Below are 24,900 nucleotides of genomic sequence, written 5' to 3' on the forward strand. Positions count from 1 at the left end.
ACTTTAAAAGAATTATCAACAATGAAATATAGAACTTTAGCAGCCGCACTGCTTTTAGGAAGTGTAATGTTTACTTCCTGTGTAGATGAATTCTCTGAATTAAATTCAGATCCGTCTACTATTACAAAGCCTGATATTCGTTTCCTGTTCACTAAATGTGAGGCTTCTTTCCAACCGGGAGATTATGCACAGTGGTTTGGAGGATTTAATGATCTTTCTACCTGGTCGCAAACAACAGTTTCATCAGGAGGTAATACAACTCGTTCAAATCGTCCGACTGATGAAGCCAATGGTTGTGGTTATGAAGTAAACGAAGTTCTTCGTTATGCTAATGAGATTCGATATCAAATCAGCCAGTTGCCTGAAGAGGAAAAAGCGACTTATGAATATATCCAATATCTTTGTAATCCTTTGTTGGTTTATTTAAGTATCCAAGATGCCGACCTATATGGCTCACGTCAATATACAGAAGCAGAACAAGCCAGATATACCAATCCTCCTTTGTTATTGCCTAAGTATGACACTCAAGAGGAACTTTTGGAAGTATGGCTGAAAGAACTGGACCAGACTATTAATTATCTGAGCAGTAACGAAATCAAAGATGTTTTGAATAATCAGGACTTTATTTATAAAGGTGATTTGAAAAAATGGGGCAAACTGGCCAATTCTTTGAAATTGAAAATTGCAGCCCGTTTGATAAACAAAGACCGGAACCGTGCTTTTGAAATAGTAAAACAGGTAGCAGAAAGTCCTGTTGGCTTAATTGCTACTACGGATGATGACTTTGTATATAACAAGGGTAAGTTCGATAACAATTGGAATAATGATTTTTCTGTAGGAGTAGGTACGCAACATCTTATAGACTTTTTGGTAAACAACAAAGATCCGCGTTTGCTTTATTTCTTCCAAAAGAATGACTACAATTCTAATGTTGTGCAGGCTTATTTTGATCAAAAAAGAGAAATGCCGGATTTTGTAGAAAAGAATGTAATTTCTGAGGTTAAAAATGGAAAGAAAGTCTTTAAAGAATGGGGTGGTCCAGGTGAACCTTGGGTACGTTATTATGGTCTTCCTGTAGAAATAGGTGCAGGACAGATGGACAAATACGAGGATTATTTTGACCCCAAAGGACAATTGTTTGTTTTGTACTCGGCAGCTGGTGCCAAGAAAAGCTATTATCCGTGTACTTACCGGAATCAAGAAATGGTAAAAGGTTTGTTGACATATACTTATCCGGATGCTCCGGATGTTACTCCGGTTCAGGACACTCAACAATATGGCTGGTATGGTCTGTATTTTTCGGCAGCGGAAACCAATTTCTTCTTGGCTGAATTCACCCTGTTGGGAGCTACTTGGAATGGACAAAAAAGTGCCCAAGAGTATTTTACAGACGGTATCACTGCTTCAGTAAAAGGATATGATTATGTTGCCGGTCAGAATCATATACCTTATTATGACAGTCCTTATGTAAATGACCCTCATGATGTTTCCATTAAGCTGCAAGAGGAATGGCTGACAGAACTGCTTAAGAAAGAGGCTTATAATTTAAGTGGAGATAAAGCTTCTGATTTGGAAAAAGTGTATATCCAAGAATATCTCCATTATTTTAATGCACCGATTGATCAATATGTTAACATTATGCGTTCTGGTGTTCCTATGAAGAATAGTTCCATTTTACCGCGTAAGGAATTTGACGAACAATTGGGTGACTCTTATCCTATCCCTAGAAGATTTGCTGTTATGGAGCCTTTGGAATCAGATCAGTTACATGACATAACTATCGCTGCATATAAAGCACAAGGTTATACATATCAAGGTACAAATGCAAAAAATCCACAAGTTTTGCATGACGAACGTGTATGGATGGATAAAGAAAATCCTGATTTTGGCAAAGGACCGAAGAACTGAAAATAAAATTAAAGAATAACAGTTCCCCTTGTTTTTCCTGTAAAAACAAGGGGATTGTTTTATTTTGACCTTCAGGACTATACATAGAATTATTTTGCAAATATTATTTATATGTAAGTAAAGAGTTGATTCTTCTTGAAAAAGATAAGGACTTTCTAAAACAATGAGCCGATGCTGTTTTCATTTGTAAGATGAAAAACTTTCCCATCAATTATTGAAAGTTCTCATTCTTTTACGGAATGTAATACTCCCTTATTTCTTTGTGCAAAGTAGTGATTTGGGTAGAAATGAAGTAGAAAATTTCCATTTAAAGTTTGTTTTAACGGCTTTAAATGGAAATTTCTTTTTGTCGTTATCATATTCAACTACATTGAATATCAACACAATAGCTGTAAGAGTAGTTCTGAAGGAACTAATGAAACGGAATTACTTGATTTTCAATAAACTTTAAAAAAAATCACAGCTATGTTAAAACGACTAAAATCAGTCAGTATGTTGCTGTTCCTAATGGGTGCCTCTACAGGAGCAGCATACGCGGTCGCCAATCCCGGCGTTACCGATGTGAAAATCACACAACAGACAGGGACATGTACGGGTATCGTCAAGGATGCTACGGGAGAAGGTGTTATCGGTGCATCTGTAGTAGTGAAAGGGACTACGAATGGTACTATCACAGGGCTTGACGGTGACTTCTCTTTAAGTAATGTAAAGGAAGGGGATATCATTGTTATCTCTTTCGTTGGTTATGCTACTCAAGAAATAAAATGGACCGGGAAACCTCTAGATGTTCTTTTGAAAGATGATACTCAATTGTTGGGTGAGGTAGTTGTAACCGCTCTAGGATTGAAACGTGAGGAAAAGGCGCTGGGTTATGCCGTTACCGAAGTAAGGGGTGATGAATTGAAAGCAGCCAACACCATTTCTCCGGTTACTGCATTACAAGGAAAAGTAGCAGGTGTTGAAATTTCCAGTTCAGATGGTGGTATCTTTGGCGCAGCCAAAATTCAAATCCGTGGTGCTTCCACGATGGGCAATAACAACCAGCCTATTTATGTAGTAGACGGTGTTATACTGGATAATAATGTATCTGGTAATGATGACTTGAACTGGGGGAGTAATTCCAGTGACTATGGTAATGAATTGAAAAATCTAAATCCTGATGATTTTGAAACAGTTTCTGTTTTAAAAGGTGCCGCAGCGACTGCACTCTATGGTTCTCGTGGTTTGAATGGTGCTGTTGTAATTACTACTAAAAGTGGCAAGGGTGGTAGTGGATTAGGTATCAGTTTCTCTCAAACATTCGGTATCGACCATGCATATAAAACTCCAGATATTCAGACTGTCTATGGTGATGGTCCGTATGTAGGACGTTATGACGCAGATGGTGATGGTAATATCTGGCAACCAACACAATTCCAAGTGAACTCAGCTGGACAACATACCTTAATTGGAACTTGGGGAACTGGATTTGGTCCTAAATATGACGGTAGTCAAATTGAAAATTATGACGGTACAATGACTACTTATTCCCCACATAAAAATAATATGTTGGATATGTATCAAATAGGTTTCAACACCAATACAAATCTAGCTATTCATGGTGGTAATGACAAAACCACATTCTATGCTTCCATGTCTTATAAACATGCTGAATCCACTACTCCGAATAATACATTTGAGCGTTATTCTTTCTTGGTAAAAGCAACACATAAATTAAATGATTGGGTAGATGTTGCAGCTTCTGTGAATTTTTCTAATTCAACGCCAAGAAATGCAGCACGCAATATCGGTGAAAATTTCGTAAACGGAACATGGACTCCCAATTATGACCCCCAATATTTCCGTAACAAATATCTCGGCGAACATGGTGGAGTGGCAAGTACTGATTATGGTGACATCTATGGAAATGTTCCTGGTAAAACCTATTGGTTCGAAATTGATAAATATGATTATCGCCAAAAAGAAACAGTTGTACGCCCTACTTTTGAAGTTAATATGAAAATAACCGACTGGCTGAAATTTAAAGCTGATGCTAATATGAATTATTACTACAATCGTGGTGATAACAAAGAATTAGGAACCGGATATGCCAATGATGGAGGCTATTATAAAATTTGGCAAAACACAAAGGAACAAACCACTTTTGGTGGCTCGTTTACTTGGAACAAAACTATAAAAGATTATTATATTGGTGGCTTTGCACGCTTTGAATATTATAATACTAGCAGATATGAATATTCTGTAAATACTGACGGAGGTATGGTGGTTCCTGGACAATGGTTCGTTGATAACTCAAAGAATCCTAAAAAATCCGATGGTGGATTGAAAAGCGAAAAACGTATGCTTTCTGCCATTTTTGCTTTAAATTTAGGATGGAAGAATCAAGTCTATTTGGATGTTACAGGACGTAATGATTGGTCTTCTGCATTAGTTTATGCTAATGGTACAGGTAATCATTCTTATTTTTACCCTTCAGTTTCAGGTTCTTGGATTATTAGTGAAACATTCCGTGAGCAATTGCCCGAATGGATCTCTTTCGCTAAGGTTCGTGGCTCGTGGGCACAAGTAGGTAATGATACCGATCCTTATTATGTAAACCAGGCTTATGGATTTGGTACAATTGAATTGCCTAATGGCGGGAATATTTATACCAATACTTTAAATACAATAATGAAAGCCTCCAATTTAAAACCGGAACGTAAAAATGCTTGGGAAATTGGTTTGGACTTCCGTACATTTAAAAACCGTCTGAATTTGGATGTAACTTACTATAAAGAAAATACCAAAGATCAAATAATGGAAATAGCAACTCCTTGGGTATCAGGTATCAGTACACAATTGATTAATGCTGGTAATATTCAGAATCAAGGTATAGAGTTAGCTTTGAATACTATTCCTTTCCAAAATGAAGATTGGGAATGGGGACTAGATTTCACATGGACCAAAAATACGAGTAAGATTGTAGAACTCCATCCGGATGCAGCTGAATATATTTCACTTGCAGGTCAAGTAAACGCCTATGACTACCGTATTGGTTCTGTTGCTAAAGTTGGTGGAAGTTATGGTATGTTAATGACTGATATTCTTCCTGCTCGTGACGATCAAGGGCGAGTTTTGTTGAACTACAGTGATACGCGTCGTGCTGTATACGAACGTAGAAGTGGAGTGGTTCAGGAATTGGGTGATATGCAACCGGATTTTTTAGGTTCTATGTCAACAAGCCTGCGCTGGAAAAATTTAAGTTTACATGTAGGTCTTGATATGCGTATCGGTGGTTTAGTAGCTATGTATAGCAACCGTTACGGTTCAAATGCCGGCTGGACTAAAACGTCTTTAAAATATCGTGATGCGGCAAGTGGTGGTTTGACTTGGACAAGTCAGTATGCAGGGGGTAGCAATGGAATCACCTATGAAGATGGTGTTATTTTAGAAGGAGTGTTTGCACCGGGTACTTCAGCTACAGGTATTGATGGCAAATCACATGACATCAGTGGTATGACCCATCAGCAAGCTATTGATGCAGGTATTATCGAACCGACCCATGCTAGTGCATATCATGTGTTTAGAAATTCTTGGGGCGAAGGTGTCGTTAATGATGACTGGGTGCATGAGTTAAGTTACATAGCTCTTCGTGATATCACATTGTCATATCGTATGCCTAAAAGCATAGCATCAAAGATTGGTGCTAAAGGTTTGAATTTAAGTTTAGCAGCACGCAATGTAGGCTATATATATAATTCATTGCCTAATAACGTTCACCCGGAAAGTGTTCGTGGTAATAGATCTGCAGAATTCCGTATCCGTGGTTATGAACCATATATTAGAAACTATACGTTTACTATTAATGCCGAATTCTAATGCATAATGCTTTAACAATATAAAATTGAATTAGTATGAAATTAAAATATTTATTTGCTTCATGCATTTTAGGTGCAGGACTTTTATCCTCTTGTGCCGATGAGTTTAAAGATATAAACTCAAGTGAAGGTGACATTTCAACTCCTAATATCCGTTTTTTATTCACGGAATGCCTATATCAATTCGAACCGATGGATTATTCTGCATGGTATTATGATTTTCCGCGTATTGGTGCTTGGGGACAGTGTATTGTTAGCCCAAGTGGTAATGTAGACAGTTTTAATCTGATAACCGAGCAAGGTAGTACAGGATCGAATATATACGATACTTTACGTATGATAAATGATTTACGTTATCAAATTTCTCAAATGTCTGATGAAGATAAAGCACGTTATGGATATATTCAATATCTATGTAATCCTTTAGCTGTCTTTCTGGCAATGGGTGATAGCGATATGTATGGCTCACTTCAATACACGGAAGCAGAGATGGCTCGTTATGGAGGCACATTGTATCCCAAATTTGACACACAGGAAGAATTATATGATTATTGGTTGAAGGAATTGGACGAGGCTATTAACTATCTTACGACTAATAATATTAGCGATATCTTAGGTAATCAGGATTTCATATACAATGGCGATGTCAAAAAATGGGCGAAATTCGCCAACTCTTTAAAATTAAAGCTAGCAGCACGTCTTGTTAATAAAGACAGAAACAGAGCCATTAAGATAGCAAATGAAGTCATAGCCAATCAGGCTGGTATATTAGAATCCGCAACTGATGATTTTATTTATAATCGCGGAAGAACAAACAATCACTGGAACAATGATTTCCCTCAAGGTGCCGGACATGATTTATTAATTGACTTTATGAAAGACAACCGCGACACACGTCTGTTAAGTGCCTTCACAAAGAATGAGTTTAACGGAGCTGTAATACAAGCATTCTTGGATCAAGGTAAAGAAATTCCTCCTTATATCGCCGAAAACGCTATTATCGAAGACGGTAAATTTAAAGGCTGGACAGGTCCAGGCGAACCATGGGTACGTTATTACGGAGCCCCTTTAAAGATTGGTGCTGGCTTGGAAGAGAATAACAAATGGATTTTTGACCCTACAGGTTTATTGTTCCAGTTAAAAACTTCCGCAGGTGGAACAAGAGATTATGAAGCGCTGTCATTCCGCAATCAGGAATTAGTAAAAGGTATTTATGACTTCACTTATCCAGATGCACCGGATGTAACACCTGATAAAGATATTCAAATAACCCCATGGTATGGCATTTATTTCTCAGCAGCAGAAGTACAATTATTATTAGCTGAATTTAAATTATTAGGAGCTAATGCACCTAAATCGGCTCAAGAATATCTGACAGAAGGTTGTCGTTTATCTGCTTATGTATATGACAAAGCAGCGGAACTCAATCAAGTTCCTTATTATTCACGTACTTGTGTAAATGACCCGCTCGATGCTACTATTAAGATTGATGATACCATGGTTAATGAAATGCTCTCTCATGATGCTTTCAAATTAACTGGTGATACTAAATCTGATTTGGAAAAGGTATATATTCAGCAGTACATCCACTATATAATGAGCCCTCTTGATCAGTTTATAAATGTACGTCGTTCCGGTATTCCCATGAAAAACAGTACATTATTACCTTGGGAGGAATTTAGTGATTTATTGGATTATTCAACATTAATTCCGAGACGTTTCAAAGTAAGCGAACCTGCTCCTACAGATCAGATGCGTGATATTACAATTGCAGCATATAAAGCGCAAGGGTTCTCTTATGGTACTGACAATGCAGATCCTGACAAACTAAACTCTCAGCGTGTATGGGTAGATGAAGGAAATCCGCAATTTGGCGAAGGACCTAATTTGAATTAATGAAAAAACAGTCTGAAATATGACGATAGTCCAAGTTTATTAATTAAAAAGGAAGAGGTTATGTGATATATTCTCTTCCTTTTTTATTATATCCCAAAATCATTTGATATGCTGATACCGGCAAAGCATATTATTTATTGCTGCAACTTTAAAAAAAAACTCATTTTGTTTATCATGATGAACAATTTATTACTATTTTTGTAATGTGTGATAAACAAAAAGAAGAAATGGAACGATTATTTGAATCCTTTATCAAGAAACTGGCTATAACGAATACTTCTTTTGTACGTAGCCTGATGAATGAGATAGAATGGGAAGCTCGTCTTATCGGTATAAAGGGGGCCCGGGGAGTTGGAAAAACAACTTTATTGTTGCAGTATATCAAACTGAACCTTTCAATGGATAAAACCGTACTTTATGCCAGTGTGGATAATATCTGGTTCAGTGAAAATAAACTTTATGATTTAGCTTCCGATTTTGTAAAGCGGGGAGGAAAATATCTGTTTCTGGATGAAGTACACAAATACCCCAACTGGTCTCAAGAACTGAAAAATATTTATGATGACTTACCTGAACTTCATGTAGTCTTTACAGGTTCGTCCTTGCTTGAAATCTTAAATGCCAAATCGGATTTAAGCCGGCGGGCTATTGTTTATGAAATGCAAGGTTTTTCTTTTCGCGAGTATTTAAACTGGAATGAAAAACTATCATTGCCGATATTGACTTTAAATAATATATTGGACAATCATCTGGCATTATCTGTCGGGATAGTAGACAAAGTTAAAGTTCTGAAACATTTTTCTGATTATTTGAAACATGGGTATTATCCTTATTACAATGAATTACCCTCTCTTTATTATTCAAGAATAAATGAAGTGGTCAATCTGATTGTGGAATTGGAGATTCCACAATTAAGAGGGGTTGATATTTCATATACAACTAAAATTAAGCAGTTACTATATATCATTGCAGAGTCGGCGCCTTTTATTCCTAATGTCAGCAAACTAAGTGAACGGATAGGAATCTCGCGTAATTCATTGCTGGCCTATCTGGATGCCCTCCATGACAGCTGTCTGACTATGAATCTCCAAAAAGAAGGCTCCGGCATAAGCCGCTTGCAAAAACCTGATAAACTGTTTTTGGAGAATCCTAATTTAATGTATGCATTGTCTGCCAGTCAGATTGATATTGGAAATGTCAGGGAAACTTTTTTTGCCAACCAATTGCGTTATTGCCACAAAATAAACGTTTCTAAAGAGAGTGATTTCTTTATTGATGGACGCTATACTTTTGAAGTCGGTGGTAGACATAAAGGTAAACAACAAATAAATGGACTTTCTGATGCATATATTGTCGCTGATGATATAGAGTATGGAATAAATAATAAAATACCATTATGGTTATTCGGCTTTCTATATTAGTACTCTTTTCGGTAGAAAATAGATAGAAAATTGTATTTAAAAGTCCTTCTATAGACTTTTAAATACAATTTTTCTTTTTGAGGCATAAAAATAAAACGCACTGATATTCAGATATATAGCTGTAAGAGTAGTTCTGAAGGAACTAAGGAAACGGAATTACTTGATTTTCAATAAACTTTAAAAAAAATCACAGCTATGTTAAAACGACTAAAATCAGTCAGTATGTTGCTGTTCCTAATGGGTGCCTCTACAGGAGCAGCATACGCGGTCGCCAATCCCGGCGTTGCCGATGTGAAAATCACACAACAAAATGGAGCTTGTACAGGAGTTGTAGTAGATGCTACAGGTGAAACCGTTATCGGTGCGTCTGTAGTAGTGAAAGGTACGACTAATGGTACGATAACCGGACTTGATGGCGACTTCTCTTTATCCAATGTGAAAAAAGGGGATATCATTCAAATTTCATTTGTAGGTTATCAAACAGTAGAGATTCCTTGGGATGGACAACCCATGAATGTAACTTTACAGGATGACACACAAACATTGGGTGAAGTTGTAGTGACTGCTCTTGGTATCAAACGTGAGAAAAAAGCACTGGGTTATGCCATGCAGGAGGTAAAAGGTGACGCGTTACTTGAAGCTCGTGAAACGAACCTCGCAAATGCTTTGACAGGTAAAGTTTCAGGTGTCCAGATTATCCGTTCAAGTAATGGTCCTGGCGGTTCTTCCAAAATCCAGCTTCGTGGTGCGAATTCTGTAACAGGTTTGAACCAGCCGTTAATTGTTGTCGATGGTGTGCCAATGGATAACTTTACAGGAGCAAGTAATAATGATATTGATAACCCGACATTGGATATGGGTAATGGACTTTCAGATATTAATGCTGAAGATATTGAGTCCATGTCTGTGTTGAAAGGTGCGTCAGCTGCTGCACTTTATGGTTCTCGTGCCGGTAATGGTGTTATTTTGATTACAACTAAAAAAGGAACAAAGCGTGAAGGTTTGGGTATCACCATCTCTGGTTCAGTTTCCGCTGAGACAACATTTATGCTCCCTAAACGCCAAAAAGCCTTTGGACAAGGTGAGAATGGCGTGTTCGACTCAACTAACAGCTATAGCTGGGGACCTGAAGTAACAGGGCAAAGCTATACAAAATGGGATGGTACAACTGCAAATATGCAAATCTTTGATAACGTAAAAAATTTCTTTGATACAGGTGTGAACTTATCAGAAAGCATATCATTCCAGCAGCAGTATGATAAAACATCCATTTACACTTCATTGAATCGTATGGATGACTCCAGCATGATACCGGGTGCTAACTTAAGCCGTACAAACTTAACTTTGCGTGCATCTTCTACTTTTGGTAAAGATGATCGTTGGAGCATTGATGCAAAAGTACAATACATCAATACCCTCGCAGAAAACCGCCCTATCAGTGGTGCACGTGGGAATAATGCATTTTATACTATTTTCAATATGCCTACGACTATTGACATCCGTGACTTTTCCAGCCCTGTCAAAGACGAATTCGGTGAAATGATCTGGTGGAGTAAAGGGGGTATCAACCCTTATTGGTCTAAAGATTATAATCCCAATAAAGATAGCCGCAATCGTTTCCTGATGAACGGATCATTGAAGTACAAATTTACAGATTGGCTGGATGCTGAAATCAAAGCCGGTAGTGATATGTATTTCACTGAGGGTGAAGAGAAATTGTATGCAGGAAGTCCTACTAATAATAAGAACAGCCGTTACAGCACTAGTGAGAAAAAGTTCTTCGAAAATAATTTCAGCTTTTTGATCAGTGGCCATAAAGATGAATTGTTTGGAAAATTTGGTGGTAATTTCTCTTTTGGTGGTAACTTAATGGAAAGAAAATCTACAGGTTTGGATAATTCTATGGGAAAATTGACTGCGCCCGATTTATTCTCTTTAGCCAATGGTGACAAAAAAGATTTGTCAATAACCGAAACCTATATTCATAAAAAAATCAATTCTTTGTATGGAACTCTTGGGATCAACTATAATGGTTGGGCATTCTTGGATGCAACTTTCCGTAATGACTGGTCATCAGCTTTGAATAAAGAAAACCGTTCATTCTTCTATCCGTCTGTTTCATTGTCATGGGTGATCAGTGATATGGTGGGTAAAGTAGGCAAAGGCATGCCCGAATGGTTTACTTATGCTAAAGCACGTGCATCTTTTGCACAAGTAGGTAACGATATGGATGCATATCAGTTATATAATACATATAGTATTGGTTCAGACCCTAATGGCAATACAACTGCCGGACAAGGAAAAACCAAATACGATGCAGATGTACGCAGCGAGTTGATTACTTCTTGGGAAGCCGGTGCTGAATTGAAATTCTTCAATAACCGTTTAGGAGTTGACTTTGCATGGTACAAGACAAACGCAAAACGCCAGTTAATGAATATTCCTTTAAATAACCTTTCCGGTTATGATAACATGAAAGTAAATGCAGGTAACATTCAAAATACCGGTATTGAAATCATGTTGAATGCACGCCCTATCGAAACAGCTCAATTTAGTTGGGATACTCAGTTGAACTTCTCTCAGAACAAGAGTAAGATTATTGAATTATTACCGGGAAAACCAGGTATGCAGTATGCTTTAGGAGGTTCTGACGCATTACAGGTTTATGCAGTTGCGGGAGGTGCTTATGGTGAAATCTGGGGTACCAAATATCAACGAGTAGAAGAAGGAGAATTTAAAGGACAATTATTACTCAATGAATCAGGACTGCCACAGGCCACTAGTGACAAGCATAAGATTGGTGAACAACAGCCTGACTTCCTATTAGGATGGACAAATACATTTAATTATAAAAACTTCACACTTAGTTTCCTGATTGACGGACGTTTTGGTGGCGATATTTTCTCATTCACCAATATGAACTTGCAACGTAGTGGTATTGCCGAATGTACTGCTCCAGGCGGTAAACGTGAGGATATCGTTGTAGCGGGAGTTATCAAAGATGGCAACGGTTATAAGGTAAATGATCAAAGTGTTTCTTTAGAACGTTATTACAAAGCTTTGGCTACAGGTCGCGCCGGTATTTCGGAAGCTTATATTTATGATGCAACCAACATCCGTTTGCGTAACATCGCCTTGAGTTATCGTTTCCCGTCATCTATGTTGAAAAAGACTCCGTTCCAACAGGTTAAGCTTGGTTTCACCGTAAATAATGTATGGATGATTTCAAGCCATTTGGACGGTATTGATCCGGAATCAGTATATGCTACAAGCACTAATGCAACAGGTTTGGAGAACTCGTCAGCTCCGACATCACGTTCTTACCTGTTTAATGTAACTCTTGGTTTCTAATCATAAAAAAGAAAAAGAACAATGAAAACAATGAATAAATTATTTTTGGGGCTTGGCTTTTGCGCCGGATTAGTTTCCTGCTCTGACTTTGATGAAGTCAATACCAATCCCACAGCCGCCGGTGAGGAATATGTAAAACCTCAATATGCATTGAATAATTCTATAGGACAGGCACAGATGAATCCCGGTACCGCAGAGCGTATAGTAGTCTATAACTGGGCTAGTGCTGCCAGAATTTGTGGAGAAATGAGTTTTCTGAACGTAGGCCGCTATAGTGATGATTACACATCTTCTTATTATTATCCTGATCTCAGTGCCAGTATTAAAAATGCTACGTTGGCTATTACAGCAGTAGAGAACCAGCTCGAAGCGGCCACTACCACTGCACATGAAAAAGAATTTTTCCCGAACGTAAAGCAATTTGCCCGTATCTGGCGTGCCTATCTTATCAGTGAGTTTGTCGATAATTTCGGACCTTATCCTATTGAAAGTTTCCTAGGGGAAAATCCTGTTTTCAACTCAGAGAAAGATGATTATGAATTCATTTTAAAGGAGTTGAAAGAAGCCGCAGCAACTATTAACACCTCTGTCCTGCCTGTTGAGGCAGAAGGCAAATGCGACCCGTTTGACAATGTAAAATATGATCCTGTGAAGTGGCAGAAATATGCAAATTCACTCCGTATGCGTCTGGCCATGCGTTTATCAAACATCGACAAGGCAACTGCACAGGCCGAATTTGAGGATGCGGCCAAAGGTAACAAGATTTTAACGGCTGATGATATGTTTGCAGTAAAAGAAAATGATGGATGGGATGTCTTTTCCGGAGTATATACCCGTTCATTTGACGATCAGGTTCTTTCTTCAACAGTTGCCAATCTTCTGACTAATTTAGGTGGTATTAAAGTAACAGAACAACGTTCCGATTTGGCTAGTTATGTTAAACCAGCTAATTATTTAGGTATTAAATATGACAGACATTATGTTGCTAATACAGATAATCCTACTAAACAATATTGGCTGGATGGTATGCCGGAAAATCTTGATCCGCGTGCATTAAAGATATTCTGTCTGCCTGATGATGAAAATGCTGAGAACTACATAGATAAATATAATGACAGGACAGCTAAAGATTTCGTTCTTTACACAGTAGACGAAAACGGAAATCCGATTCCTAACAAGGATAATCCCGGAGAAATAAAGATTGATGCAACTCGTTGTTGGAATGGTTATCCCGCTGGTTCGCGTGGTGGATGGTCGCCAACCTTGGCTTATAACCAACTGGTGACAAATGGATATGGCCCCGGCTGTACTCTTCCAATGTTGGGTAAAGACTATTGTAAGGGAAAATCTCGCATATTCTTTGCAGCATGGGAAACGTATTTCTTGCTAGCAGAAGCTTCATTGTATGGTTGGAACACTGGAATAACAGCGAAAGAAGCCTATGAAAACGGTATTAAAGCTAGTTTTGAATACTTTGGTGTTAGCGAATATGTGAATGATTATCTGAATTCCACCAACTACAATCGTGTAGGTACTTCAGTCAAATTTGATCATACCACTGAACCTACTGCTGAACAAATGACTTATGTGGATGGATACAGCAAGGAACAGAAGACTGTTACTTATGAATATCCTACAGCTTCTAAAACGTTATATGGAAAAGCATTGAATGACCATCTGACTAAAATTATCACTCAAAAATTCATTGCACAAACTCCGTATTTGGTATTGGAAATGTGGTCGGATTTCCGCCGTTTGGGATTACCATTCTTTGAGATTCCTGCAAACGAAAGTTCAATGACCGGTTCAGACATGGTTAATGTCTGGAATCCTAATTCTTGGAAAGACGGACAGAAATGGGAATTTTATCCACAGCGTATGCGATATCCTTCCAGTCTGGAGAATGCAGACCCCGAAGGCTATAAACAAGCTGTAGAGTTATTAGGAGGCTCAGATAATATCATCACTCCCTTATGGTGGACCGGACGTTAATGCCTTAACCTGAAACATTCATAGAATAATAAGTTAGCCAGCTAATGCATACTTAAAGTATTGCGAATTAGTTGGCTAACTTATATTATTTTCTGAATGTCCCTTATTATGGCCCAAAATCATTTGATATTCTGATGTCGGCAAAGCATATTACACATGAATCATAGATTCCCTAAACATTCATAACTACACAAAAAAGAAGGACTACCTTCTCACGAAGCCAGTCCTTTCATTTGCTATTAATAATCTAGTAATTTTCTGGTAAATTTTGAACGCTTTCTTATCTAAGAAACAAGCATTAACGCTCTTTTGTTTATTCCTCCATTGTAAAACTTTTCAGTATTTTTTCGGCAATATTTTCATTTTCCTTGCTATAGATAATAGATATATAAAATCCACTACCTGCCGCCTTAGTCATCAGACAAGCATAAAGACAATGATCTGTTTCGCAGCTTCCTTTTAAATAAGTACCGAAAAACTGTGGTAACTCAAACTCCTGCACAGCCGACTGGTCTTTCACCCCGTCATCATTGGCATAGTCTTTTAATACACTCTTCAAGTCACTTTTTGTCATACCATCCGAATCCAAAGACTGAATGGTGATATAAAACCTGGAATTGTTCAGAAGAAAAGTCTCCTCTGTATCCTCCTCCACCAAAATCCCTTTTGGAGCCTCAAAAGTCAGACCATAGGCTGTCCATGTAATAGGAACCAAGGCTTGCGCACTTGCTGACAACCAGGTCAGACTTAAAAACACAAGAAGTAAAACCTTTTTCATTTTTAATTATTTTACCAATAAAACTCCGATCAGTCCACAACTGATTATTTATCCTTTTCACGGATTTCCACACGACGAATCTTTCCACTGATGGTCTTTGGAAGTTCTTCTACAAACTCTATGACACGCGGGTACTTGTACGGAGCAGTCACACGCTTCACATGATCTTGCAACTCCTTTACCAACTCAGGTCCTTCCTTACCCTTAAAAGTTTTAGAAAGGACAATCGTCGCCTTTACCACCTGACCACGGATTTCATCAGGCACACCGGTAATGGCACATTCCACAACAGCCGGATGGGTCATCAAAGCACTTTCCACCTCGAACGGGCCTATACGATAACCCGAACTCTTGATCACATCGTCAGCACGGCCTACAAACCAAAAATAACCATCCTCGTCACGCCAAGCCACATCACCTGTATAATAAATACCATCATGCCAAGCATCTTCCGTTAATTCCGAAGCACGATAATATTCTTTGAACAATCCCAATGGTTTGCCCCTATCTGTACGAATAACAATCTGACCTTGTTCTCCATCCTCAGCAGAACGCCCGTCGTGTGTCAACAAATCTATATCATATTGAGGATTAGGTACCCCCATACTTCCGGGTTTAGGCTCCATCCAAGGAAAAGTACCTAAAGTCAATGTAGTTTCCGTTTGTCCAAAACCTTCCATCAGACGGATACCTGTGATTTTCTTGAACGTTTCATATACAGAATAGTTCAAAGCCTCTCCCGCCGTAGTACAGTATTCCAAAGAAGAAAGATCATATTTACTAATATCCTCCTTAATTAAAAAACGATAAATAGTAGGAGGAGCACATAAAGAAGTGATATGATAATCCTGAATCTTTCCAAGAATATCTGCCGGTGTAAATTTTTCATGATCATACACAAAAATATTGGCTCCTGCTATCATCTGTCCATAAAGTTTTCCCCAGACAGCTTTCCCCCAACCTGTATCGGCAATGGTAAGATGAAGACTGTCACGATGCAAATTATGCCAGAAACTGGCAGTTACAATATGTCCCAAAGGATATGTAAAATCATGTGCCACCATCTTAGGTTCGCCTGTAGTGCCCGAAGTGAAATACATTAATGAAGTATCTTCATTCGTATTGGGATGTTCCGGTTTGACAAAAGGAGCAGCTTTTTCAATACCTTTATGAAAATCTTCAAAACCCTCCGGAATATCCGGTCCTACACTGACCAGTTTTCTTACTGAAGGACAATCGGGCATGGCATCTATAATATGCTTTGTTATCACATCTTCTCCTGCAGCTACAATCATCTTGATATCAGCAGCATTACAACGATATACGATATCCTTTTTTGTCAACAGATGAGTTGCAGGAATAACCACAGCTCCTAACTTATGCAAGGCAATAATAGAGTACCAGAACTCATAACGACGCTTTAAAATAAGCATCACCATATCACCATGACCAATACCAAGGCTCTGAAAATAAGAAGCAGTCATATCCGTATACTTTTTCAAGTCTGCATAAGTATATTGTATATGCTCCCCTTTATCATTAGTCCATAACAATGCTTTCTTATCGGGTTCTTCGGCAGCCCAGGCATCTACTATATCATAACCAAAATTAAAATTTTCAGGGATTTTAATCTTTAAATTCTTTATAAAGTCCTCTTGTGAGGTAAATGTGGTCTGTTCTAAGAATTTTTCTACCATAATCTTATTCAATTAAAAATTGAGAACCAAAAATTAGAAATAGTTGCGGTCAATGACAACGCAGTCTTTTTAATCTCAATTTATTATAATATTACTGCCAAGAATTTCACAGTCTTATCATCCAATGCCATCATACCATGTGGAATAGAAGAATCAAAATAAAGACTGTCACCTGGATTCAAGATCAATTCTTTTCCATTTATATTAAGTAACATTCTTCCTTCAATAACCAAATTGAATTCTTGTCCCTCATGTGAGTTAAAATGAATCGGAGTATTTTCCGGTTTCGGTTCTACAGTCACAATAAAAGGATCAGCCTTACGCCCGCGAAAACCGGAAGCCAATGACTGATATTTATACGCCTTGGTCCGTTCTACCGACACTCCTGAACCACAACGGGTCAGAAAATAAGAACTCATCTTAGGTTCTTCACCAAACATTAATACATCCAATGCAATACCGTATTTACGGGCTATTTTCTGTAAAGCACTGACAGAAATATCTTTCTCCCCGCTTTCCATACCCAAATACTCTTCCACTGAAAGCTGGCAACTTTTAGCCACTTCATCAGGAGTCAGTTCCAGAACGTCCCTTAATCCCTGGAGACGCTCAGCTATTTGTTTTATCTGGTCACTCATAATCTTATTGTTTTATGCTTCAAAGATAATGAAGATTTAAGAATTCCTAGCAAAATTTCATTAAGTTTCGAAGAAAACCATCTGACAGACAACATTAGTTAAGATTATATGCAAAACGTTTACTCTCCGAACGTACAGCATCATCAGCACATTTGAAACAAGACAAGAACCACGAAGTTAGCTTCCGAAGCTCCTCATCCTTTCCACAAAATTCTGAATCACCGGATACATAGCCTCAGGCGATTCCAACTCATAGCAAAGAGTTTCCAAAGGACACCAACCTGTCCGGTTTCTGTTCCAAATACGAGAAACTATTTGAACACACTCCACCCTAATATTCGCCTTGTGCAATACAGCCAATGCAGGCTCACTGATGATATCCGTATAAACCTCCCGGACACCCCCCAGCACCATCAATGCGGCAGCTGCTTTTCCTACCACCTTGTCAGCAACCTGCGCTCCATGCAAAAAGACCGGATGCTGATTCAGCAAATCATATAAATCGGCTACCCCGCGTTGGGTAAAAGTACGGATCTCTTCCTTTCTGATAACACAGGAATAGCCGCCTTCATGCAACAATCTGATTAATTCATCCATCTTCCTTTCTATTTCATTCAGATAATACGATGCATCTCATGACCTTCTACATAAATAGCACTAAACGGGCGGCTCGGACAAAGATTTTCACAAGCGCCACAACCGATGCAACGTTCTGTATTCACAACCGGTATCTTAAGTGATTTTCCATCATCGGCATCTTTAGGAACCATCAAGATAGCCCCCGTAGGACAATGACGGGCACAATTTCCACAACTTACCCCATCTGTGTTCACTATACAATTCTGAGCAACCCACACAGCATGACCAATCTGTACAGATGACTTCTCTGTCAGATCAGCCAAGTGAATAGCATCAGTAGGACATACTTCTGCACATTTCGCACACTCAGGACGACAATATCCACGTTCGTAAGACATCTCGGGCTGCATCAGATGTTTCAAATCACCGGACGGACGCAATACCTGATTAGGGCACACCGACACACAAAGCTGACAAGCCGTACAGTGCTGCGCAAAATGACGGAAACTCAATGCTCCCGCAGGAACAATAGGAGTGGCACGCTTGGGAACTTTCTTATCTATAAGAGGAGCCAGACCGCCATCCACTTTCTTTTCCTGAGCTTTTACGGCAACACTTGCAGCAATCAAAGCCGAAACCGTAAAGAACCCACGCCGTGCAGTATCTACCTTTTCTTTGTTTAAAGACGCCTGAGAAACCTGTTTGCCAATTCCTTCACTTGCCGGAGTCTGTTTCTTCAGAAGCATCTGCCCCGATACATATTTTATTGCCCCTTGGCGGCACTTGCCTAGACAATCCATACAAGCAACACAACGGGAATAATCAATCTCATGTGCTTTGGGATTAATGCAGGAAGACTTGCAATTACGAGCACAAAGTCCGCAACCATTACATTTAGACGTATCAATAACCGGTTTAAAATAAGAATATCTAGATAAGAATCCCAATACTGTACCCACCGGGCAAATGGTATTGCAATAAGTTCTTCCTCCACGCCATGCCAAAATAAAAAGCACAATCACAGTACCCACTGCAACTGCAAAAGTAGAAAGACCTTTCATCCAAACATCTACCGAATAAAAAGCATAACTGTCCACACGCTCCGCCCATAGGGCAAGTACATTGTTCCCCCACTGATACAAAGGTGTCAGCAGGTTAGAAACGATACGGCCGTATGCACTGTAAGGAGCAATCAACGCCGCCAATGAAACCACCCCTGCTACCAAAGCGACGACAAACACTGCCAATACCCCATAGCGTAACCACGACAAAGCAGGCGAGTAGCGGAAACGATTCTTCTTTACCTTTCCCGAAACCCAGGAAATGATATCTTGAAACACCCCTAACGGACAGATAACCGAACAATAGACACGCCCCAAAAGCAGAGTCAACAAAACAAGGGCTATCACCACCCCCACATTCAATGCCAGCACGGCAGGAAGGAACTGTATTTTCGCCATCCAGCCAAACCAACCATGCACAGTTCCAGTAAAATCCAAAAACAGCAACGTGATCATTGTAAAGAACAAAAGGGCGGCGGCAAGTCTTATTTTACGTAACATAAGCATTCGTTATTTTATCATGTTTATCCATTCCATTATAAAGTCTCTTGTTTCAACTGTTCCACATATGCGTCTATGCGATGCAGTTCTTTGGGAATATCAATGCTTTGAGGGCAATGCGGATTACACTGGTTACATCCGGTACAATGGCTTGCCTGCCGCAGTTTGGGCACACTACGATCATAACCTATCAGGAAAGCACGCCGTGCACGGCGGTAATTCTCATCCTGACTGCTTTTAGGCACATTTCCTTCGTTGACACATTTATTATAATGCACCAGAATCGCCGGAATATCCAACCCGTAAGGACAGGGCATACAATATTTGCAGTCATTGCAAGGAATCGTAGGGAACTTCAGCATCAATTGGGCTGTTTCTTCCAAGAACTCTTTTTCTTCCTCATTCAAAGGTTCCAAGGGCGAATAAGTCCGAAGGTTATCCTGCAAATGTTCCATATAAGTCATTCCACTCAGCACACACAACACGTTGGGATACGTACCGGCAAAACTGAACGCCCACGATGCCACACTGTTCTCCGGGCGACGCTGCTTCAAGCGCGCCACCAGGTGGTCGTTCAGTTTAGACAAACGTCCTCCCAACAGCGGCTCCATAATCACAGCCGGAATTCCACGCTTGGCCAACTCTCCATACAAATATTCCGCGTTAACATTTCTACCCGAAGCATGGCGCCAATCTACATAGTTCATCTGAATTTGCACAAAATCCCATTTCACATCCAGCGACAGCAAATAATCAAACACTTCCACCGATCCGTGAAATGACCATCCCAAATTACGAATACGGCCTTCTTCACGCTCTTTTAGTAAAAAGTCAAGAACTCCATTGTCAATATAACGGTCATGGAAAGTCTTGATCCCTTCCCCTCCACCTACGGAATGAAGCAAATAATAATCCAGATAATCCGTCTGCAATTCTTTCATCGACTGATGGTACATCTTGATGGAATTCTCACGAGTATAGTTTTGGAAATTGGACATCTTTGTCGCAATCAAGAGCTTTTCGCGGGGATAACGTTTCAAGGCCGCACCGGTGGCTCTTTCAGAAAACCCTTGGCAATAGACAGGAGATGTATCGAAATAATTCACTCCGTGAGCGATAGCATAATCCACCAGTTCATTCACCGCATCCTGATCTATCACATTTCCATCGCTGTCCGGTGCAGGTTTCAACGGCCAGCGCATACATCCATATCCTAAAAGTGAAACACGCTCCCCTTTGGGAGAAACGCGATACGTCATTTTATCCACAGGCACTTCGCCCAACACAGAAGCCTCGGATGAAGCCGGTTTCCCTTCGGATGCACAACCATACAGGGCTGCCGCCGATGCAGCCGCACTGACGCCTACTATCTTCAGAAACTTCCTGCGGCTCATTTCCTCTTTATCTCTCTTTTCCATAACCTTTTTTTATACTTAAGCACTGATTACCAATATTCGCAAAGATAAAAAGATTCCTTGATATTTATTGCGGCAAAGCACCTCATAATTACATAAAATGCGCACATAGTGCCACATGAATAATATTCTATCATAAAATGCCAAAAACTTCTTTCATTTTTGCATAACTCCAAACATACAGATCATTATTCTTCAAAAAAATACCATCCCATGAAAAAACTACTTCCGGCAAACTTATGCCTCTTCTCTTCCTTTCCGCTCCGGGTATAGGAACAAGATATTCTGATAGCTACTCCGAACACCTCCCTGCCGTTGTCCGTCCCCGAAAACGTGAAGCCATTATTACCTACAAGAAAATCCGTCCGATGATACAGCTGGACAATTTATCATACCGTCTCATCTCGCCTTACAATGATAAAGGTGTTTCCTCACTGATGCTCTACACCCCACAGAAAAAACATGCCGTGTTCTTGCCTACAAGATTCAGCATTATTGCAATCAGATTATTCCCCGTTTCCGCATGGACAGGCTGAAAGCCGACAAGCAATACCGCATCACGGAACTAAACCGGAAAAGATGCCCGTCCGCTGCCACTGGACAACAAAATGTTCTCCGGAAGAATATTGATGAAACAAGGTGTCGAGCTACCGCTACAACATGAGTACGCCAGCCGCATACTGGAGCCGCCCGAAGTGAGCTAAACCTTCCGGTTGATATTGACAGACAAAAAGAGGATGTCAAAACTCTGTTTTTGAAAATATGAACTTATAATCTGGCATTTGAACATCCTAAAAGGCTAAAGAAAGGGCCGTATCATTACTCAATACAGAGCTTGATACGACCCTTTTTTAAGTGTTATAAATACGATCTGTAACTTTGCGGGGTAGCCATTTTAGTTTTGACACATTTACCCTTTTTTGTCTATCAGTCCATTCCGATACGTTTCATCAACTCATCATATTCCTTCTCTTCCCTGCACAACGGCCTGTACCAGGTATATTTCAACACCACGGTGGTCACCACCAGCAGCAACACCGACGCAATGAGTCCCCCCGTACCGCGCACCACCAGATACATGGGTACAATAGTGAGACAGCACTGCCACACGATACCAATCGCCACATTGAACATATCCCGCTTGAAATGGCGGTTGCGCGTCACCTGCGGATAGCGTGCTACCGCCTTGGCCGCCACCGGTTTCCACCACCCCCACGGACGTACCCGGATATAGAAGTTCACCAGCGTCTCCTCGTCAGTAGGAGGTGCCGAGTACGTACCCACGATACAACCCACCAGCGAAATGCCGAACAACACGGGGAAAAAATAAAGTACCAACGAATCGGGCACCGTGAACTTCATCACAATGGCAGCCACCACACCCGAAGTCATTCCCCAGAAATACCCTTCACCATTAAACCGCCACCAGTGCCACTTCAACACATTGGCGGCAATATATCCGCCGAACAACGCGCCCACAATCCACTGGAAAATCTCGTTGATGTCCTTCAGAAAAAAGCCCATCACCGTACTGATAACCACCACCAGTACCGAAACAAGGTAACTCGCCCGTATCTGTGTCCTGACGGAAGCCCTTGGGTTGATATACTTCAGATAAATATCATTCACCACATAGGCCGGTGCCGCATTCACCGTAGAAGCGAATGTAGACATGAATGCCGACAGCAATCCTGCCAGTAACAAACCCGCCAGCCCCACCGGCACATACTTCGTAATCAGGTGAGGAAGAATTGTTTCGAAATCCGTGTGGACAGCCGTCATCTGTTCCAGTCCTCCATCCACTTTAAAGAAATAGATAGCCAGCAACGCAAACCCCATAATCATCAGATAACGCGGAATCAGCAGAATGACCGATACCGAACCGCTCATCAGCGCCGCCTCCTTGGGTGACTTGCACGACAGGATCTTCTGCATGTCATAGTTCGGAGCAGGCCCCGCCATGCTCATAAAAATCCCTTTCAGCAACGCCATCATCACAAAGACACCCATCAGGCTGTAAGGCTCGTCCGCCATGCGTTCCGTCAGCAAACTCATCCGTTCACTCCAGTCAATGTCCAGCGTCCAGCCGAAGAAAGGCGACTCCCACCCTGCAGGCACAAATTCCCGGATCATTTCAGGAGCCACCATGTTCATCCCGATAATGGCAATGACCACACCCGCCACCGTCATGATGAGGAACTGCACCACATCCGTCCACACAATGCTGAGCATACCGCCCAGCATCACATAGAAGGTAGCAATGGCCGTAAAGAAAATGCCGTAAAAATGAGGCACATATTGTACCGGAATATCCCAGGGCACATACTGCGACACTACCTCCCACGGAAAAAAGATCTCCATGAACTTGCCGATTCCGATAAACCCGTAGCTCAAGAAACCCAGCACGCTGAGCAGAGCAAAGACAATGACAATAGTATGCGAGAGCGTAGCCCCCCGCCCCTGCCCGAAACGGGTCTTTATCCATTCGGCGCCCGTCAGCACATTGCTCCGGCGGAGCCACACCGACAGATAGACCATCAGGAAAATTTGATTGAACACGGGCCACAACCATGGAATCCACAGACTTTTGAACCCATAAGCAAAAGCCCAATACACCATCAGCATGGTGCCGGTAATATCAAACATGCCCGATGCATTCGACAGTCCCAACATATAAAACGGCAACGACTTTCCGCCCAAAAAATAAGAATCCATATTCTTTGCCGCCTTCTTTTTCAAAAACAACCCGATGGCGACAATAACCATCAGATAAGCACAAATAATCAGAATATCAACGATATGCAATTTCATAGTATCCGCTTCATCTTTTATTCAAACACCTGTGTCATGGGGCGTCCTATCCACACCTGCGGTTGCTCCAGATTGAAAACAGATGCTATAGTAGACGCGCAGTCAAACTGCATCATGCTCTCTTCGAAAGCTCCCCCCTTCTTGATGTTCTTTCCGGCGATAATGAACGGCGTTTCCATCTCCTCCATGGTCTTTCCGCCATGTCCCTTATTGATTCCCCCATGATCAGCGGTGACAATAATGATGCTGTTTTCATAAATACCCGCTTCTTTGATGGCATCCACAATACGGCCCACATAGCCGTCCAGTTCTCTCAGTTTGGCATAATAAGCCGGAGTATCGTGTCCGTCACCGTGCCCCACGTGGTCAGGGTTGTCGAAACAGAAAGCACTCAACACCGGTTTCTTCTGCGTAATATACTCACAGGCCATGTCACACAAAGCCGTAGGATGCGTGTTATAGTCGGGTGCCTGCGCATGATGGTTCAAAGCCAGCGTATCTACCAGATACTTGATACCATCCCATTCATACAGTACGCCCATCTCGGCATCGGGAGCCGCCTTGCGCAACTCGCTGAACACGGTGGGGAAAATGCCATGCTCGTTCAGCACACGCGAGGGTAGTTCGGGTGTTCTTGATCCCCACTCCGTGTACCCGTGCAGTTCAGGACCTGCCCCCATAAACATGGAAGCCCAATTTACAGCACTGGATGAAGGAAGTACACTGCGTTTTTTCAACGTGTAGCATCCGGCATCCATCAACGCCTTCACGTTCGGCATATCCGCCTTTTCCACACTGTAGGCGCCCCATCCGTCCAAACCGATGACAAACACATGTTCCGCTTTCCATTCCGGAGCCTTCCGGCAACCCGACAACACCATTACGGCTATGCACATAGCCCATAAAGCAATCTTTTTCATACAATATCTATTTTGGGTTTATAATTACAAAATTAGCCATTTATTCCCTTTCGACAAGAAAATAAATGGCATTAT

General features: G+C 40.6%; 15 protein-coding genes. 7 read left to right on the forward strand and 8 right to left on the reverse strand.

The window, feature by feature from the left end; translation table 11 throughout:
• Window positions 1-21 precede the first annotated feature (21 nt).
• The 6 genes from RE317_RS05645 to RE317_RS05670 all read left to right on the forward strand — a co-directional run bounded on the left by RE317_RS05645 (window position 22) and on the right by RE317_RS05670 (window position 14,425).
• Complete coding sequence (locus tag RE317_RS05645) at window positions 22-1,908, forward strand: SusD/RagB family nutrient-binding outer membrane lipoprotein (RefSeq protein WP_005850780.1); 1,887 nt, start codon at window positions 22-24, stop codon at window positions 1,906-1,908.
• Window positions 1,909-2,373: 465 nt separating this feature from the next.
• On the forward strand, window positions 2,374-5,766 hold the full coding sequence (locus RE317_RS05650; RefSeq protein WP_008667523.1) for a SusC/RagA family TonB-linked outer membrane protein: 3,393 nt from the start codon (window positions 2,374-2,376) through the stop codon (window positions 5,764-5,766).
• A gap of 35 nt (window positions 5,767-5,801) precedes the next feature.
• A complete protein-coding gene (locus tag RE317_RS05655; RefSeq protein WP_005842916.1) occupies window positions 5,802-7,661 on the forward strand; it encodes a SusD/RagB family nutrient-binding outer membrane lipoprotein in 1,860 nt (619 codons plus the stop codon).
• A gap of 227 nt (window positions 7,662-7,888) precedes the next feature.
• On the forward strand, window positions 7,889-9,082 hold the full coding sequence (locus RE317_RS05660; RefSeq protein ID WP_008667520.1) for an ATP-binding protein: 1,194 nt from the start codon (window positions 7,889-7,891) through the stop codon (window positions 9,080-9,082).
• Between the two features lie 195 nt (window positions 9,083-9,277).
• Entirely contained in the window at window positions 9,278-12,433 is a 3,156-nt protein-coding gene (locus RE317_RS05665) for a SusC/RagA family TonB-linked outer membrane protein (protein ID WP_005850778.1), read from the forward strand.
• A gap of 21 nt (window positions 12,434-12,454) precedes the next feature.
• Entirely contained in the window at window positions 12,455-14,425 is a 1,971-nt protein-coding gene (locus tag RE317_RS05670) for a SusD/RagB family nutrient-binding outer membrane lipoprotein (RefSeq protein WP_008667536.1), read from the forward strand.
• 313 nt (window positions 14,426-14,738) lie between these two features.
• On the opposite strand, the gene RE317_RS05675 is transcribed toward RE317_RS05670, so the two are convergent.
• The 6 genes from RE317_RS05675 to RE317_RS05700 form a co-directional block, all read right to left on the reverse strand.
• Window positions 14,739-15,203, reverse strand: coding sequence for a hypothetical protein (locus RE317_RS05675; protein ID WP_005850774.1), 465 nt, complete (start codon window positions 15,201-15,203; stop codon window positions 14,739-14,741).
• A 44-nt stretch (window positions 15,204-15,247) separates the two neighbouring features.
• Window positions 15,248-16,900 carry an AMP-binding protein gene (locus RE317_RS05680; protein WP_005850772.1) on the reverse strand — a complete coding sequence of 551 codons (1,653 nt, stop codon included), beginning with the start codon at window positions 16,898-16,900 and terminating at the stop codon, window positions 15,248-15,250.
• 83 nt (window positions 16,901-16,983) lie between these two features.
• Window positions 16,984-17,538: a helix-turn-helix domain-containing protein gene (locus tag RE317_RS05685; RefSeq protein ID WP_005841081.1), complete on the reverse strand. Its 555-nt coding sequence runs from the start codon at window positions 17,536-17,538 to the stop codon at window positions 16,984-16,986.
• Window positions 17,539-17,715: 177 nt separating this feature from the next.
• Window positions 17,716-18,135: a DUF1893 domain-containing protein gene (locus RE317_RS05690; protein WP_008667539.1), complete on the reverse strand. Its 420-nt coding sequence runs from the start codon at window positions 18,133-18,135 to the stop codon at window positions 17,716-17,718.
• 17 nt (window positions 18,136-18,152) lie between these two features.
• The gene (locus tag RE317_RS05695) at window positions 18,153-19,679 is read right to left on the reverse strand and encodes a 4Fe-4S binding protein (RefSeq protein WP_008667540.1); all 1,527 of its coding nucleotides are present in this window, start codon (window positions 19,677-19,679) and stop codon (window positions 18,153-18,155) included.
• A gap of 35 nt (window positions 19,680-19,714) precedes the next feature.
• Entirely contained in the window at window positions 19,715-21,097 is a 1,383-nt protein-coding gene (locus RE317_RS05700) for an aldo/keto reductase (RefSeq protein ID WP_117873323.1), read from the reverse strand.
• A gap of 236 nt (window positions 21,098-21,333) precedes the next feature.
• Here RE317_RS05700 and RE317_RS05705 point away from each other — a divergent pair, with 236 nt between their 5' ends.
• Complete coding sequence (locus tag RE317_RS05705; RefSeq protein WP_008667544.1) at window positions 21,334-21,630, forward strand: hypothetical protein; 297 nt, start codon at window positions 21,334-21,336, stop codon at window positions 21,628-21,630.
• Between the two features lie 391 nt (window positions 21,631-22,021).
• Here the strand turns inward: RE317_RS05705 and RE317_RS05710 are convergent, their stop codons facing one another.
• Window positions 22,022-23,905, reverse strand: a complete 1,884-nt coding sequence (locus RE317_RS05710; RefSeq protein WP_005850762.1) for a sodium:solute symporter family protein — start codon at window positions 23,903-23,905, stop codon at window positions 22,022-22,024.
• A gap of 17 nt (window positions 23,906-23,922) precedes the next feature.
• Window positions 23,923-24,801 carry an alkaline phosphatase gene (locus RE317_RS05715; protein ID WP_372585260.1) on the reverse strand — a complete coding sequence of 293 codons (879 nt, stop codon included), beginning with the start codon at window positions 24,799-24,801 and terminating at the stop codon, window positions 23,923-23,925.
• Between the last annotated feature and the right edge of the window lie 99 nt (window positions 24,802-24,900).

Source organism: Phocaeicola sp. GP0067 (assembly GCF_031119655.1).
GTDB lineage: Bacteria > Bacteroidota > Bacteroidia > Bacteroidales > Bacteroidaceae > Phocaeicola > Phocaeicola vulgatus.

What these genes read in the sequence shown, in the direction of transcription:
- RE317_RS05710 (WP_005850762.1), bottom strand. Translation starts at nt 23,905, where the DNA reads ATGAAATTGCATATCGTTGATATTCTGATTATTTGTGCTTATCTGATG.
- RE317_RS05645 (WP_005850780.1), top strand. Translation starts at nt 22, where the DNA reads ATGAAATATAGAACTTTAGCAGCCGCACTGCTTTTAGGAAGTGTAATG.
- RE317_RS05655 (WP_005842916.1), top strand. Translation starts at nt 5,802, where the DNA reads ATGAAATTAAAATATTTATTTGCTTCATGCATTTTAGGTGCAGGACTT.
- RE317_RS05660 (WP_008667520.1), top strand. Translation starts at nt 7,889, where the DNA reads ATGGAACGATTATTTGAATCCTTTATCAAGAAACTGGCTATAACGAAT.
- RE317_RS05700 (WP_117873323.1), bottom strand. Translation starts at nt 21,097, where the DNA reads ATGGAAAAGAGAGATAAAGAGGAAATGAGCCGCAGGAAGTTTCTGAAG.
- RE317_RS05665 (WP_005850778.1), top strand. Translation starts at nt 9,278, where the DNA reads ATGTTAAAACGACTAAAATCAGTCAGTATGTTGCTGTTCCTAATGGGT.
- RE317_RS05675 (WP_005850774.1), bottom strand. Translation starts at nt 15,203, where the DNA reads ATGAAAAAGGTTTTACTTCTTGTGTTTTTAAGTCTGACCTGGTTGTCA.
- RE317_RS05705 (WP_008667544.1), top strand. Translation starts at nt 21,334, where the DNA reads ATGCCTCTTCTCTTCCTTTCCGCTCCGGGTATAGGAACAAGATATTCT.
- RE317_RS05680 (WP_005850772.1), bottom strand. Translation starts at nt 16,900, where the DNA reads ATGGTAGAAAAATTCTTAGAACAGACCACATTTACCTCACAAGAGGAC.
- RE317_RS05695 (WP_008667540.1), bottom strand. Translation starts at nt 19,679, where the DNA reads ATGTTACGTAAAATAAGACTTGCCGCCGCCCTTTTGTTCTTTACAATG.
- RE317_RS05715 (WP_372585260.1), bottom strand. Translation starts at nt 24,801, where the DNA reads ATGTGCATAGCCGTAATGGTGTTGTCGGGTTGCCGGAAGGCTCCGGAA.
- RE317_RS05690 (WP_008667539.1), bottom strand. Translation starts at nt 18,135, where the DNA reads ATGGATGAATTAATCAGATTGTTGCATGAAGGCGGCTATTCCTGTGTT.
- RE317_RS05670 (WP_008667536.1), top strand. Translation starts at nt 12,455, where the DNA reads ATGAAAACAATGAATAAATTATTTTTGGGGCTTGGCTTTTGCGCCGGA.
- RE317_RS05650 (WP_008667523.1), top strand. Translation starts at nt 2,374, where the DNA reads ATGTTAAAACGACTAAAATCAGTCAGTATGTTGCTGTTCCTAATGGGT.
- RE317_RS05685 (WP_005841081.1), bottom strand. Translation starts at nt 17,538, where the DNA reads ATGAGTGACCAGATAAAACAAATAGCTGAGCGTCTCCAGGGATTAAGG.